Origin of the sequence: Brevundimonas sp. DC300-4, from assembly GCF_049897365.1 — a bacterium.
GTDB lineage: Bacteria > Pseudomonadota > Alphaproteobacteria > Caulobacterales > Caulobacteraceae > Brevundimonas.
The window spans coordinates 1-14,040 of the sequence record NZ_JAFCWC010000004.1 but is presented as its reverse complement, the minus strand read 5'-3'; the positions used below and the strand labels follow the sequence as shown (position 1 = coordinate 14,040).

11 protein-coding genes and 1 pseudogene are annotated in these 14,040 nt (G+C 67.9%); 7 read left to right on the top strand and 5 right to left on the bottom strand.

Going from position 1 to position 14,040, the window contains the following annotated elements:
• Positions 1-26: 26 nt before the first annotated feature.
• Complete coding sequence (locus tag ACP7AZ_RS07930; protein WP_426037778.1) at positions 27-416, bottom strand: BLUF domain-containing protein; 390 nt, start codon at positions 414-416, stop codon at positions 27-29.
• A gap of 141 nt (positions 417-557) precedes the next feature.
• On the opposite strand from ACP7AZ_RS07930, the gene hslV reads away from it, so the two are divergent.
• The 5 genes from hslV to ACP7AZ_RS07905 all read left to right on the top strand — a co-directional run bounded on the left by hslV (position 558) and on the right by ACP7AZ_RS07905 (position 5,985).
• Positions 558-1,112: an ATP-dependent protease subunit HslV gene (hslV, locus tag ACP7AZ_RS07925; protein WP_426037776.1), complete on the top strand. Its 555-nt coding sequence runs from the start codon at positions 558-560 to the stop codon at positions 1,110-1,112.
• Positions 1,113-1,310: 198 nt separating this feature from the next.
• Entirely contained in the window at positions 1,311-2,186 is an 876-nt protein-coding gene (locus ACP7AZ_RS07920; protein WP_426037774.1) for a DUF4440 domain-containing protein, read from the top strand.
• Between the two features lie 19 nt (positions 2,187-2,205).
• Positions 2,206-3,507: an ATP-dependent protease ATPase subunit HslU gene (gene hslU / locus ACP7AZ_RS07915; RefSeq protein WP_426037772.1), complete on the top strand. Its 1,302-nt coding sequence runs from the start codon at positions 2,206-2,208 to the stop codon at positions 3,505-3,507.
• A gap of 210 nt (positions 3,508-3,717) precedes the next feature.
• Entirely contained in the window at positions 3,718-4,875 is a 1,158-nt protein-coding gene (gene rlmN, locus ACP7AZ_RS07910) for a 23S rRNA (adenine(2503)-C(2))-methyltransferase RlmN (protein WP_426037770.1), read from the top strand.
• A gap of 324 nt (positions 4,876-5,199) precedes the next feature.
• Positions 5,200-5,985 (top strand): DUF3313 family protein, encoded by a 786-nt coding sequence (locus ACP7AZ_RS07905; protein WP_426037768.1) that lies wholly within the window; start codon positions 5,200-5,202, stop codon positions 5,983-5,985.
• 41 nt (positions 5,986-6,026) lie between these two features.
• On the opposite strand, the gene argJ is transcribed toward ACP7AZ_RS07905, so the two are convergent.
• Positions 6,027-7,427 (bottom strand): bifunctional glutamate N-acetyltransferase/amino-acid acetyltransferase ArgJ, encoded by a 1,401-nt coding sequence (gene argJ / locus ACP7AZ_RS07900; RefSeq protein ID WP_426037766.1) that lies wholly within the window; start codon positions 7,425-7,427, stop codon positions 6,027-6,029.
• Entirely contained in the window at positions 7,424-8,428 is a 1,005-nt protein-coding gene (locus ACP7AZ_RS07895; protein WP_426037764.1) for a peptidylprolyl isomerase, read from the bottom strand. The genes argJ and ACP7AZ_RS07895 overlap by 4 nt, the downstream gene beginning before the upstream one ends.
• 232 nt (positions 8,429-8,660) lie before the next feature.
• On the opposite strand from ACP7AZ_RS07895, the gene secA reads away from it, so the two are divergent.
• Together secA and ACP7AZ_RS07885 are read left to right on the top strand one after the other, a co-directional pair.
• Complete coding sequence (secA, locus tag ACP7AZ_RS07890) at positions 8,661-11,516, top strand: preprotein translocase subunit SecA (protein ID WP_426037762.1); 2,856 nt, start codon at positions 8,661-8,663, stop codon at positions 11,514-11,516.
• A gap of 68 nt (positions 11,517-11,584) precedes the next feature.
• Entirely contained in the window at positions 11,585-12,751 is a 1,167-nt protein-coding gene (locus ACP7AZ_RS07885; RefSeq protein ID WP_426037760.1) for an aminotransferase class V-fold PLP-dependent enzyme, read from the top strand.
• Between the two features lie 7 nt (positions 12,752-12,758).
• Here the strand turns inward: ACP7AZ_RS07885 and ACP7AZ_RS07880 are convergent, their stop codons facing one another.
• Together ACP7AZ_RS07880 and ACP7AZ_RS07875 are read right to left on the bottom strand one after the other, a co-directional pair.
• On the bottom strand, positions 12,759-13,667 hold the full coding sequence (locus ACP7AZ_RS07880; protein WP_426037758.1) for a hypothetical protein: 909 nt from the start codon (positions 13,665-13,667) through the stop codon (positions 12,759-12,761).
• Between the two features lie 202 nt (positions 13,668-13,869).
• A pseudogene (locus ACP7AZ_RS07875) lies at positions 13,870-14,040 on the bottom strand (CoA-acylating methylmalonate-semialdehyde dehydrogenase); the annotation flags it as partial.

Here is a 14,040-nt window from a genome sequence, read left to right as displayed (position 1 = left end):
TCAAGTAGGCGCGACGGGCTTCGGCGTCACGCGGCCAGTTTCAGTCCCACGATCTTCTCGGCCTGATAGCCGGTGATCCCGGCCAGATCGGCGAGGCCGACGGCGCCGATCATGGCGCGGGGATCGTCGCAGAGGGTCATCGGCTCGCAGAAAGACCGCGCCGCGATCGGCTTGTCGACCAGGACCCGCAGGCCTTTCAGGCGGCGATCTTCCGTCAGGCGCCGCAGCAACCGGTCGACATCGACGCGATGTCCCTCCATGCCCATCAGGCACCAGCCATCAAGAAACATCAGGCCGCTGGTGATGTCATCGCGACGATTGTTGCGCTCTGAGATGCCGACAATTTGCGCGATCGACAGGGTCGACACACCGGTCGATCCGACAGTTTCGGCCGCAATGATCGCGCGATATAGCAAAGCTTAGCCTCGTTCTTGTATGTTTGGGGTTTGATCATCCCTTGTAACGGGTTACATGGCTAGAAATATGGCTAATTCCGAACGTTGTTTTTCCAGGGATTTCGTCTTGCCCCGACGCATTTCGGTCGCCATCTGGTCAGGATGAGCAAGACTTTCGACAGCTTTCCCGACTGGCACGGCACGACCATCCTGGCGGTGCGAAAGGACGGCAAAACCGTCATCGCCGGCGACGGCCAGGTCTCGATGGGAGCCACCATCGTCAAGGGCGCGGCGCGCAAGGTCCGCACCCTGGCGGGTGGCAGGGTGCTAGCCGGCTTCGCGGGCGCCACGGCCGACGCCTTCACCCTGATCGAGCGGCTGGAGGCCAAGCTGGAGCAGTATCCGGATCAACTGGCTCGTGCCTGCGTTGACTTGGCCAAGGACTGGCGAACCGACCGCTACCTGCGCCGGCTCGAGGCCATGCTGCTGGTCGCCGACAAGGACGCCATCTTCACCGTCACCGGCGTCGGCGATGTGCTGGAGCCGGAATACGGCGTCGCCGCCGTGGGATCAGGCGGCAACTACGCCCTGGCCGCCGCCCGGGCCCTGATCGACAACACCGACCTGGACGCCGAGGCGGTCGCGCGCCGGGCCATGGCCATCGCCGCCGACATCTGCGTCTACACCAACGGCAATCTGACGGTGGAGCGGCTCTAGCCTCGCTCATGCAGCAAGGCAGAGCCTGTCCACCGGCCGATCAGAGATCGGACCGGGGGGCGCGTCGAACGATAGCGACCAGAAATGAAGCCAGCGCCGGGACCCGATCAGGAATCGTCAGGCATGTGCGCCCGGGGGTTTCCGCGATTTAACGGGACATCCACGCCGATCCCGGCATGACTGAAGGCTGGAGCTCCCATGCCTCGTCTGATCGTTCTCGTCACCCTGCTGCTGGCCTTCGCCCGCCCTGTCACGGCACAGCCGGCCGAGGCCTCGTCCATCGTGGCGGCCGAGCGCGCCTTCGCGGCCGACGGCCTGACGATGGGCGTCGACGGCTCCTTCCTGAAATGGTCGGCGGACGACGCGATCATGATCGTGGGCGGAGCGCCGCGACTGGCGCACGACATTCTCGACCCCGCCGCCGTCTTCGATCCGGCCGCGCCGTCTCTGGTCTGGTGGCCGAACTGGGCGGGGATTTCGAAGTCCGGCGACCTGGGCTTCACTACCGGCGGGGTCGAGATCAGCGGCGCACGCACCGGCCACTACTTCACGATCTGGAAGCGCCAGGCCGACGGCTCGTGGAAATGGATCTATGACGGCGGGGTCGCTGCGAGCGCCGCCGACGTTCCCGGCCCCGGGACCGAGCCCCTGCTGCTGCCCACCTCCATCCTGGAATCGTTCAGCCCGGATGCCGCGATGTCCGAGGTGCGCGCCGTCGAGGCCGTGCTGGCCGCCGCCGTAACGCGCGATCAGAAAGAGGCCCACCTGGCCCTGCTGGCCCCTGACGGTCGCCTCTATGTCGCCCCGCTGCCTCCAGCGATCGGCGCCGGGGCCTTCCCCGCCGCGCTCGACGCCTGGCCGCGCCGTTTCGAGTTCAGCGCCCCGTTCGGCGGTGGATCGTCGGCTGCCGGCGACATGGTCTGGACCTATGGTCGCGCCCTGTGGACCCGCGACGAGACTCCGCTCGCCGGCCACTACGTCCACCTGTGGCAGAAGCGCTCGATGGGCTGGGTGCTGGTGTTCGCCCAGATCCTGGCGGATCCGCCGCCTCCGCCCCCTCCCGCTGCGGGCTGACAGCGACTATCTGCGGACCATGACCGATCTGTCCCCCCGCGAAATCGTCTCCGAACTCGACCGCTTCATCGTCGGCCAGCACGACGCCAAGCGCGCCGTCGCCGTGGCCCTGAGGAACCGCTGGCGCAGGAAGCGCGTGCCCGACGACCTGCGCGACGAGGTCACGCCCAAGAACATCCTGATGATCGGCCCGACCGGGGTCGGCAAGACCGAGATCGCACGTCGCCTGGCCCGCCTCGCCGGCTCGCCCTTCCTGAAGGTCGAGGCGACCAAGTTCACCGAGGTCGGCTATGTCGGCCGCGACGTCGACCAGATCATGCGCGACCTGGTCGAGGCCGCCCTGGTCATGGTCCGTGACGCCCGCCGCACCGGCGTCCGCGCCAAGGCCGAGGCGGCCGCCGAGGAGCGCATCCTTGACGCCCTGGTCGGTCCGGGGTCGCAACCGGCCACCCGCGACAGTTTCCGCAAGAAGCTCCGTGCCGGCGAAATGGACGACAAGGAGATCGAGATCCAGCTGGCCGACACCTCGTCGCCGATTCAGGGGCTGGATGTCGGCGGCGGGGGCAATGTCGGACTGCTCAACCTTTCGGACATGCTGGGCAAGCTCGGCGGCGGGCGCACGAGATCGGTCCGTACTACGGTCAAGGACGCGGTCGCCCCGCTGGTGACTGAGGAGAGCGACAAACTGCTGGATCAGGACAGTCTGACCCGCGAAGCCCTGCTGCTGGCCGAGAACGAAGGCATCGTCTTCATCGACGAGATCGACAAGGTCGCCGGTCGTCAGGATCGCGGCGGCGCCGACGTCAGCCGCGAAGGCGTGCAGCGCGACCTGTTGCCCCTGATCGAGGGCACCACCGTCTCGACCAAATACGGACCGGTGAAGTCGGACCACGTCCTGTTCATCGCCTCGGGCGCCTTCCATGTCGCCAAGCCCTCGGACCTGTTGCCCGAGCTTCAGGGCCGCCTGCCGATCCGGGTCGAACTCAAAGCCCTGACCCGCGACGACTTCGTGCGCATCCTGACCGAGCCCGAGGCCAATCTGATCCGTCAGAACCAGGCACTGCTGGCCACCGAGGACGTGACCCTGACCTTCACCCCCGACGCGGTCGAGGCGATGGCGGACGCGGCGGTGGCGGCGAACGGCGCGGTCGAGAACATCGGGGCGCGGAGGCTGGTGACCGTGATTGAGCGGGTGCTGGAGGAGACCTCGTTCAAGGCCTCAGACCTGTCGGGCCAGACGCTGGTCTTCGACGGCGACGCCGTGCGTGACAAGGTCGGAGACCTGTCGAAGAATGCGGATCTGAGCCGGTTTATTTTGTGACGCCCTTCTCCCTCCCCTTCATGGGGAGGGACGACCGCGCAGCGGTCAGGGTGGGGTCCGAATCGTGAGTTCCGCACCGCCGGTCGAACCCCACCCGACCTCGCTTCGCTCGGCCACCCTCCCCATGAAGGGGAGGGAGAAAGCGTACGCCTTAAATCGAGCCCGAACCGTGCTATAGGGGGCGTTCCCCTTCACCCAGGATCACCGCCCGTGAGCGTTACGCTCGACCTGTCGCGCACTTCTGCCCCGGCCAAACAGGCCCCCGTCAACCTCAGCGGTCTGACACGCTCGGGCCTGCGACAGGCGCTGATCGACGCCGACATCTGCCCGCCCGAGAAGGCGAAGATGCGCGCGTCGCAGGTGTGGAGCTGGATTCATCACTATGGCGTCACCGACTTCACGGCGATGACCAATATCGCCCGCACCGCCCAGGAGGCCATGGCCGGCGCCTTCACCCTGGCCCGCCCCGAGATCGTCGAGCGTCAGGTCTCGGCCGACGGCACGCGCAAATGGCTGATCCGCACGGCCCCGGGCATCGAGATCGAGACGGTCTACATCCCGGATGTCGGCCGCGCCGGCGCCCTGTGCGTCTCGTCCCAGGTCGGCTGCACCCTGAACTGCACCTTCTGCCACACGGGCACCCAGGCCCTGGTCCGCAACCTGACCGCCGCCGAGATCGTGGCCCAGGTCCAGGTCGCCCGTGACGACCTGAACGAATGGCCGGCGCCCAAGGAAGACCGCCGCCTGTCGAACATCGTCTTCATGGGCATGGGCGAGCCGCTGTACAATCTCGACCACGTCGCCGACGCGATCGACATCATCTCGGACAACGAGGGCATCGCCCTGTCGCGCCGCCGGATCACGGTCTCTACCTCGGGCGTCGTGCCCCAGCTCGACCCGCTCGGAACCCGCACCCAGGCCATGCTGGCGATCAGCCTGCACGCCACCAACGACGCCCTGCGCGACGTCCTGGTGCCGCTGAACAAGAAGTACAATCTCGAAGCTCTGATGGCCGGCATCCGCGCCTATCCGGGTCTCTCCAACGCACGGCGCGTGACGTTCGAATATGTGATGCTGAAGGGCGTCAACGACAGCCCCGACGAGGCCCGCGCCCTCTTGAAGCTGATCGAGGGCATCCCGGCCAAGGTAAACCTGATCCCGTTCAACCCCTGGCCCGGCACGGACTACGAGTGCTCGGACTGGAAGACGATCGAACGGTTCGCCGCCATCCTCAACAAGGCCGGATACGCCTCGCCCATCCGCACCCCGCGCGGACGCGACATCCTCGCCGCCTGCGGCCAGCTGAAGTCCGAAAGCGAAAAGGTCCGGGCGTCGACGCTCAGGAAGGCCGAGCAGGCGGCAGCCTGAGCGCGCCTGCGATGACCGCCAATCGCGACATGGCTGAAACCGCAATCTCATGGCGGAATTCGAGCGGCGGTGAACGGCAATCTTTTGGCGACGTGAACCGCCGACACCGCAAATGCGCCAGCCAACACAGCCGTTCGCGCAAAGCGCGGCGCCTGCCCTAGATGTGAGCGTTCGACGGGTGAGTTTCGGCGCCCTTGGAGCGCGGACCTCCAGGGCCGCGCCCCTTTGAGTCCCTTTGACCGCCGAACGCCCCAGCGACAATCGGCGGGTGATCTTTTCAGTCGCTGCGGTGTTAAGCCGCCACCTCCTCTGCGGATACGCACCATGACCCATCGCCTTCTTCGAACCGCTCCCGTGATCCTTGCAGGCGCGTTCGCCCTCGCCGCCTGCCAGACGGCCCCTGCGGCCGACGGCGGCTTCCTGCAGAGCTATGACGGCCTGCAGACCAAGGAGGGCACGCTGCGCGTCTCCGTGCGTGACCGCCGCGACGACACTGCCGCGCAGGCCATCGAACGCGTCTTCGTCGAGCCCTCGGTCCTGACCGCCGGCGCGGCTGACGGCATCGCTCCGGCCGACGTGGCGATGGTGCTGGGCGAGGTGGATCGTCAGGTCTGCTACGAGATCAGCGAACGGTTCACGATCGTGCCGCAGCCGACCGCCGACGCCGCCCGCGTCCGCGCCGCCGTCACGCGGATCGTTCCGACCGAGCCCACGGGTTCCGGCGCGGCGGCAGTGGCCAACTTCTTCATCCCCGGCCCGATCGGCGTGCGCGCGCCCGGCACAACCGGAACCCTGGCCGCAGAGGCCGAACTGATCGCCGTGGGCGGGACCCAGGTCGCGGCCCTGGCCTGGGCCCGCTCGGCCAATGTCGTGGGCATGGACACGCCGTCCCTGTCGCGGGTCGGCGACGCCCTGCAGTTCGCTGAATTGTTCGGAGACCAGGTCGGCGACAGCTTCGCCCCCAGGGATCGCAAGGTGCGCGCCATCGCCACGCCCGATCCCTGCGAACGTTTCGGTCCCCGCAACCAGCCGGGCGGCTTCATCACGCGGGCGGTCACCGGCCTCTATGTGCCCCAGACCCAGGGCGTCAGGCCCCAGACACCGCAGTAGCTGGACCATTCCTCCCCCCACCGGGGAGGAATGACCCGCGGTCAGCTCCGGTAGTCGCCGTTGATCTCGATGTAGCCCTTGGTCAGGTCGCAGGTCCAGACGGTGGCGGAGGCGCGGCCCGAGCCGACGTCGACGCTGATGTCGATCTCGGCGTTCTTCATATAGGCGCTCATCTTCGCCTCGTCGTAGGTCGGGGAGACGGCGCCGTCGACGGCGGCGACGTGGGGGCCGAAGCGGATGGCGAGGTGGTCGCGGTCGACCGGCTCATCGGTCTTGCCGACGGCCATGACGACCCGGCCCCAGTTGGCGTCTTCGCCGGCGATGGCCGTCTTGACCAGGGGGCTGTCGGCGATCGACTTGGCGAGCTTGCGGGCCGAGGCGGGCGAGGCCGCGCCGTCAACGGTGACGCGGACGAACTTGGTCGCCCCCTCGCCGTCCCGGACCAGCTGATGGGCGAGGTCGAGCATGACCTTGTCGAGGGCGGCCGAGAAGTCCTTCAGGCGACGGTCGCCGACCCGGCCGATGCGCGGCGCGCCCGAGGCCCCGGTGGCGAACAGCAGGCAGGTGTCGTTGGTCGAGGTGTCGCCGTCGACGGTGACGCTGTTGAAGGTCGTGCGGACGTGCAGGCCCAGAAGCGCCCGCAGCACGGTCGGGTGGATGCTGGCGTCGGTGACGATGAAGCCCAGCATGGTCGCCATATCGGGCGCGATCATGCCCGAGCCCTTGGCGATGCCGGCGATGCGAACCTTGAAGCCGTCGATGGTCGCCTCGGCATAGGACCCCTTGGGGAAGGTGTCTGTGGTCATGATGCCGCGACCGGCGGCGGCCCACTGCGCCGTCGGCGGGACGTCGGAATCGAGCTTCGTCTCGACCTCCTGCAGCCGCGCGGCGATTTTCTTGTCGTCCAGCAGGACGCCGATCACGCCGGTCGAGGCCAGCATGACATCGCGCTGGCGGCAGCCGAAGCGCTTGGCGACCTCGGAGGCCGTGCGGCGGGCGGCGTCGGCTCCGGCCTTGCCGGTGAAGGCGTTGGCGCAGCCGGCGTTGACCACAAGGGCCCGGACGTCGAGCCCGCCTCCGGGCGCGTCGAGTTGTCGACGGCACCAGTCCACCGGAGCCGAGCCGACCTTGTGGCGGGTGAAGACGCCGGCGCAGGTCGTGCCGCGGGCGAAACGGAAGATCGTCAGGTCGTCGCGTTCATGCTTGTAGAAGCCCGCGCGGGCAGTGGTGATCTCGACCCCGCCGATGGGCGGAATGGCCGGGAAGGGCACGGCCAGCGGCGAGATCTTGAGGCCGGGTTTGCCGGGGGCGGCGGGCGGCGGCGTGACCGGCTGTGGCTGGGTGGCGCGCTTGATGGCCGAGGCCAGCGGGTCGAGGGCCTTTTCGATGGCGTGCTCGATGGCCTTGCCGGTCGAGCCGGGCTTCTTCGCGTCGTTGCTCACCGGGCGGCGGCTTTCGCAGTGGTCGCTGTGGACGGGGCGGCGGGCGTGGGCGTCGCGACCGGCGCGACCGTGGGCGCCGGGGCCGTAGCGGTCGGGGCCGTCGGGGTCGGGCCAGGCGCAGGCGCGGCGGAGGCCGGTTCCTGGGGCGCGCCGCTCTCGGCGGCCAGCAGCACGTCGACCTTCGCCTTGCCGCGCAGTTCCTCAAGCAGCTGACGCACGCCTTCATAGGTCAGGTAACGGACGATCTGGGGCCGGGCCTGATCGAGCGTCGGCGGGCTCTCGCGGCGGCGGTCCTCGACCCGCAGGACGGCCCAGCCGCCCTCGGTCTGGAACGGACCCACGGTCGAACCGGCGGCGGCGTCACGCAGGGCGTTGGCATAGGCCTGGGGCATGACGTCGGCGGTGGAATAGCCGAGGTCGCCGCCGGAGAACCGGGTTGCCTCGTCGATGGAGCGTTCCTGGGCCACGGCCTCGAAGCTGGAGCCCTGGCCCAGGATGCCGATGACGGCGTCAGCCTCGGGCTTCGTCCGCGACAGGATCAGGCGCACGCGGATCTCCTCCGAAGTGCGGGCGAGGCGAAGTTGCTCCTGGTACAGGGTCTGGACGGCCTGGTCCGAGATGGCGCCGTTGACGACGTTCTCCACCAGCATGTCGCCGAGGATGCGCTCGCGGGTCGCCTCCAGCCGGCGCTGGGCCAGGGCGGAGTTGTCCAGGCCGCGGCGTTCGGCCTCGCGGGCCAGCAGCTTCTGGTCGATGACCTCGTCCAGCACCCGGCGGAACAGGTCCGAGGTGACGTCAAGGGGCTCGCCCTCGCCGACCAGACCCTGGGCCACCGCCTCCCGCTTGACGTCGGAGGCCCAGATGGTCTGGTCCTGCACCTTGGCCACGGCTCGGTCGCCCGGTTCCGGCGCGCGATCGTCGCCCCCGCCGCGCCCGCAGGCCGCCACCGTCAGGACCAGCGCGAGGCCGAGGAAAACCAAAGGGTTGCGCGAATGTCGCATCGGACGCTCCGTCCCGCGTGAAGGGGTCCAAACGCCGGGCCGCCAGGCCCCTCGCGTTGACAGGGGTATGGCCGGTGCTTAAGTCCCGCCTGCGCCCAAGTCGAGGGGTTTTCGATCGTATGCGCGGCGTGTTTCGCCGCCTTGCCCGGCAGCCCCTCTCGCGGCGTCTCATCGCCGCCCCTCATGGGCAAATTCCAGAGCTCTAGACCGCTCGATCGCCACCGGATCGCCCATGCTCGGCTTCGCCAAGAAATTTTTCGGCTCTTCCAACGACCGCAAGGTCAAGGACTTCATGAGCCGGGTCCAGAAAATCAACGATCTGGAGCCGAAATTCGCCGCCCTGTCGGACGACGAGCTGCGGATGATGACGCAGACCTTCAAGGACCGGGTCGCAGCCGGCGAGACGCTGGACAAGATCATGAACGAGGCCTTCGCCGTGTCGCGCGAAGCCTCCAAGCGTGTCCTGGGCCAGCGCCAGTACGACGTGCAGCTGACCGGCGGCATGATCCTGCACGACGGCGGCATCGCCGAGATGCGCACGGGCGAGGGCAAGACGCTTGTGGCCGTGGCCCCGGTGTATCTGAACGCCCTGTCCGGCAAGGGCGTCCACGTCATCACCGTGAATGACTATCTGGCCCGCCGCGACGCCGAGTGGATGGGACGCGTCTATCGCTTCCTGGGCCTGGAAGTGGGCGTCATCGTCAACGGTCTGTCGTCCGGTCAGCGTCAGGCCTCCTACGCCGCCGACATCACCTACGGCACCAACAACGAGTTCGGTTTCGACTATCTGCGCGACAACCTGGTCTATGACCGCAAGGAGATGGTGCAGCGTCCGCACCATTTCGCCATCGTCGACGAGGTCGACTCCATCCTGATCGACGAGGCGCGCACGCCCCTGATCATCTCGGGCCCGACCGAGGACCGGTCGGACCTCTACAAGATCTGCGACACCCTGATCAAAGAGCTGATCAAGGACACCTCGACCTTCGACCTCGACGAGAAGCAGCGTCAGGCCCTGCTGACGGAAGAGGGCTCCGAACAGGTCGAGCAGCTGCTGGAAGCCGGCGGCCATTTCGCCGAGGACACGACGGGCCTGTACGACGCGGCCAACATCAGCCTGGTGCACCACGTCAACCAGGCCCTGCGCGCCAACACCCTGTACCAGAAGGACAAGGACTACATCATCAAGGCCGGCGAGGTCGTCCTGATCGATGAGTTCACCGGCCGGATGATGACCGGACGCCGCCTGTCCGAGGGCCTCCACCAGGCCATCGAGGCCAAGGAGGACGTCAAGATCATGCCCGAGAACCAGACCCTGGCCTCGGTGACGATCCAGAACTATTTCCGGCTCTACGAGAAGCTGTCCGGCATGACCGGCACGGCCGCGACCGAGGCCCAGGAATTCCTCGACATCTACAAGATGGACGTCCTGGAAGTGCCGACCAACCGCCCGGTTCTGCGCATCGACTATGACGACGAGGTCTACCGGACCTATGCCGAGAAGAACCTGGCCATCGCCCAGCAGATCGCCGACTGCCGCGAGCGCGGCCAGCCGATCCTGGTCGGCACGGTCTCGATCGAGAAGTCCGAACAGCTCTCGGCCCTGCTCGACAAATACGAGCACAAGGTCGAGATCTCGCGCACGCTGAAGAAGGAATTCGTCGGCAAGGACAAGGAGGCCGCCAAGGTCGGCGACGCCGCCTACGACATCAAATACGAGACCAAGTTCAAGGGCATCCCGCACAACGTCCTGAACGCCCGCCAGCACGAGCAGGAGGCCTTCATCGTGGCCGACGCCGGCCTGCCGGGCGCGGTGACCATCGCCACCAACATGGCCGGTCGCGGCACCGACATCCAGCTGGGGGGCAACCTCGAGATGCGTCTCGAGAAATACCGCCTCGACCAGCGGAACCTGGCCGTCGAGGTGACGCCGGAGATGCTGAAGGTCGAGGAGGCCCGGCTGAAGGCCGACATCGCCGTCCAGAAGAAGATCGCCCTGGACGCCGGCGGCCTGTTCGTCCTCGGCACCGAGCGCCATGAAAGCCGCCGCATCGACAACCAGCTGCGCGGCCGAACCGGCCGTCAGGGCGACCCCGGCACGTCGAAATTCTACCTGTCGTGCGAGGACGACCTGCTGCGCATCTTCGCCGGCGATCGTCTGGATGCGATCATGCGCAGCTTCGGCGTGGCCGAGGGCGAGGCGATCTCGCATCCCTGGCTCAACCGCGCCGTCGAAACCGCCCAGAAGCGCGTCGAGACCCGCAACTACGACATCCGCAAGAATCTGCTGAAATACGACGACGTCGTGAACGACCAGCGCAAGGCCGTGTTCGAACAGCGCCAGGAGTTCATGGACTCCACGGACCTGTCGGAACTGGTCGGGGAGTTCCGTCGCGACGTGGTCACCGACCTGGTTGATCGCTTCATGCCGCCCAAGGCCTATGCCGAACAGTGGGACATCGACGGCCTTGACGAGAAGGTGAAGTCCACGCTCGGTCTCGACCTGCCGCTGCACGACTGGGCCGCCGAGGAAGGCGTGTCGAACGAGGAGGTCGAGGAGCGTATGCAGGCCGCCGCCGAGGCGCGCGCCGCCGATCGACTCGCGCAACTGGGCGAGACCCAGACCCGGGGACTGGAGAAGCAGTTCCTGATGCAGATGATCGACATGCAGTGGCGCGAGCATCTGGTGCATCTGGACCATCTACGCGGCGTCATCGGCCTACGCGGCTACGGCCAGCGCGATCCGCTGAACGAGTACAAGACCGAGGCCTTCTCGCTGTTCGAGACCCTGCTGCACGAGCTGCGCCACAATGTGACGCGCTGGCTGATGACGGTGGAGTTCCGCTTCGAGGCCCCGCCGGCGATGGAGATGCCCGAGTTCCAGGAAATCCACCTGAACCCCGGCACCGGCGTCAACGAGATGGCGGATCCACTGGCCCAGAATCCCGAGGGGCAGCTGACCGGCGACGCCCGTTCGCGCCTTCCCGTCGAGCTTCTGCCGGCCGGCTGGGAGCGCACGCCCCGCAACGCCGACTGCCCCTGCCACTCGGGCCGGAAGTTCAAGCACTGCCACGGGGCGCTGGTTTAAGGGCGTTAACGCGAGCGACGCGGTCGCTCGCTGCTTGAGCGCGGGCGTCGTCTGGGGGAAGAGGGGAGATGACCTACAAACACCTCTTCTCGCGCGCCCTCACCCTCGATCCCGAGCGACTGCATTTCGCGGCGCATAGCCACCATCTGTGGCCGGACGCCTCGTTCGACGGACAGGTGCGGGCCTGGGTCGAGGCCAACCATTTCGCCGACCGCAAATGGGATCTGATCTTCGGCGAGGTCGTGCCCGAGGCGCAGAGACATATCGCCAAGGAGCTGGGTCTGCCGGACCCGGAGACGGTGGTCTTCGCGCCGAACACTCATGAATTCCTGATCCGCATCTTCTCAGGCTGGGAGACGAAGCCCGTCCGCATCCTGACCACGGACGGCGAGTTCCACGCCTTTCGCCGTCAGGCCGAGCGCTGGGAGGAGAGCGGCGACGCCGTCGTCGCGCGCGTGCCGCTGGAGCCGTTCGAGACCTTCGACGCGCGGTTCACGGCGGCGGCGCAGGCGGGCGGTCACGACGTGATCGTGGTCAGCCAGGTCTTCTTCAAGACGGGCCAGGCCATTGGCTGCATCGACGACCTGGCGGCGCTGGCGAAACCGGAAGGGCCGTGGGTGATCGTCGACAGCTATCACGGCTTCATGGCCACGCCGACGGACCTGTCGGCACTGGCGGACAAGATCTTCTACGTTGGCGGCGGCTACAAATACGCCATGACGGGCGAGGGCGCAGGCTTCCTGCACGCGCCGGCCGGCTTCTGCGAGCGGCCTGTGGCGACCGGCTGGTTCGCCGAGTACGGCAATCTGATGGGACCGCCCGAGGGCGTTCAGTACCGGGGCGACGCAGGGCGGTTCTGGGGCGCGACGTTCGATGCGACTCCGCTGTACCGGTTCAACGGCGTGCGGCGGATGCTGGACGAACAGGGGCTGACGACGGCAGCCGTCTCGGCCCACGCCGATCGGTTGCAGGCGCGGTTCGCCCGGGCCCTGGCGGCCGGAGAGTGCGGCGCTCTGGGCGAGGCCGAGGTTTTGAACCCGATCATGGGCGACAACCGGCCGCGCGCCCGGTTCCTGGCCCTGAAGCACAGGGACGCCCAGCGCTGGCGAGCCGATCTGCTGGCCGCCAATGTCGTCACCGACGTGCGCGACGAGGTCATCCGCTTCGGCTTCGGCCTCTATCAGACCGACGAGGACGTCGAACGGCTGATCGGCGTCTGCAAACGCCTGTTCTGACGGCCGCCTAGAAGAAGGTCGTGTCTTCCTGCTGCGTCGCTTGCGGCGGAGCGGCCGGCGTGGTGCGCGGCGGCGTGGTCGGGCGGGCAGGGGTGGTTCCGGGCGCCGCGCCCGGCCGGGCCGTCCCCGGCAGGGGCGGAATCCCCTCCCCGGCGGGCGGGATCGGCCCCAGGGTCGGATAGGGCAGGCTTTCCGGCGTGCCGTCGCCGGGTGTCGGCACGGTGGGCGGGATGGCCGGGCCGGGTTCTCCCAGGCCTGCCGGGGCGACCACGTCAGGGGCCGAGAAGTCGTCGCGGATGAAGGCCCAGGACCGGCTGTCGGCGCAGGCGCAGGCCTTCATGAAGCCGTCCCGGTCGCGCCAGATCACCAGGGGATAGCCGGTCGGGGCGCCCGCATCGCGCAGCAGCGCGTTCAATCGGGTGACGAACTGGCGGCTGGCCTCGACCACGGCGGAGCGGGCCAGGTTGCCATCGGCCGCCGGAATGCCCGCCGCCGTCCAGTTGCGTGACGGAGTGGCGGTCCAGCGCTGATAGAGGCTCCAGTCGCGGCTCAGCCACAGCTCGGCCACCGTGGCCCGTTCGGCGGGGGTCGACTGGACCTGACCCTCGCGGTCCGGGCGGGCGAAGACGACCACGCGGGCCTCCACGCCGCCGGCGCGCAGTTTCTCCGTCTCTTCCCGCTCGTAGCGCTGGGTGGAGGCGCTGTCGCGATAGCCGATGATGTAGAGGGGCTCGCCGCCCCCGCCGCCGGACACCCACGACGCCTCGTCCAGCAGGCGCTGGATCTCGGCCTGGTTGCGGCTGATCGTGACCGGCTGGAACCGGGCGTAGAAATTCCAGTAGGCCCAATAGCCTCCGCCGGCCAGGGCCAGGCCGATGACCACCGCCAGGGCGGACCAGATCAGAAAGCGACGCATGCGGGGGAGCGCTCCAGCTTCAGCATATGTGCGAGCTTAACGCTTAACACCGAATTGCGTCGCCTGCTCTATTCCTCCCCCAGCGGGGGAGGGGGACCGCCAAGCGGTAGAGGGGGCCGGCTCCGGACACCGAATCCGGGATGAGCCCCCTCCGCCTCTACGCTGAGCTTCAAGCCACCTCCCCCGATGGGGGAGGAATGGATCACCCCATCGTCGGGATGACGAAGCTCGAATCCGCGTGTTCCAGCTCCGAGTCCGGCCAGCGGGCGGTGATGGTCTTGACCTTGGTCCAGAATTTCACCCCCTCCATGCCGTGCTGGTTGGTGTCGCCGAAGGCCGAGCGCTTCCAGCCGCCGAAGGTGTGATAGGCGAC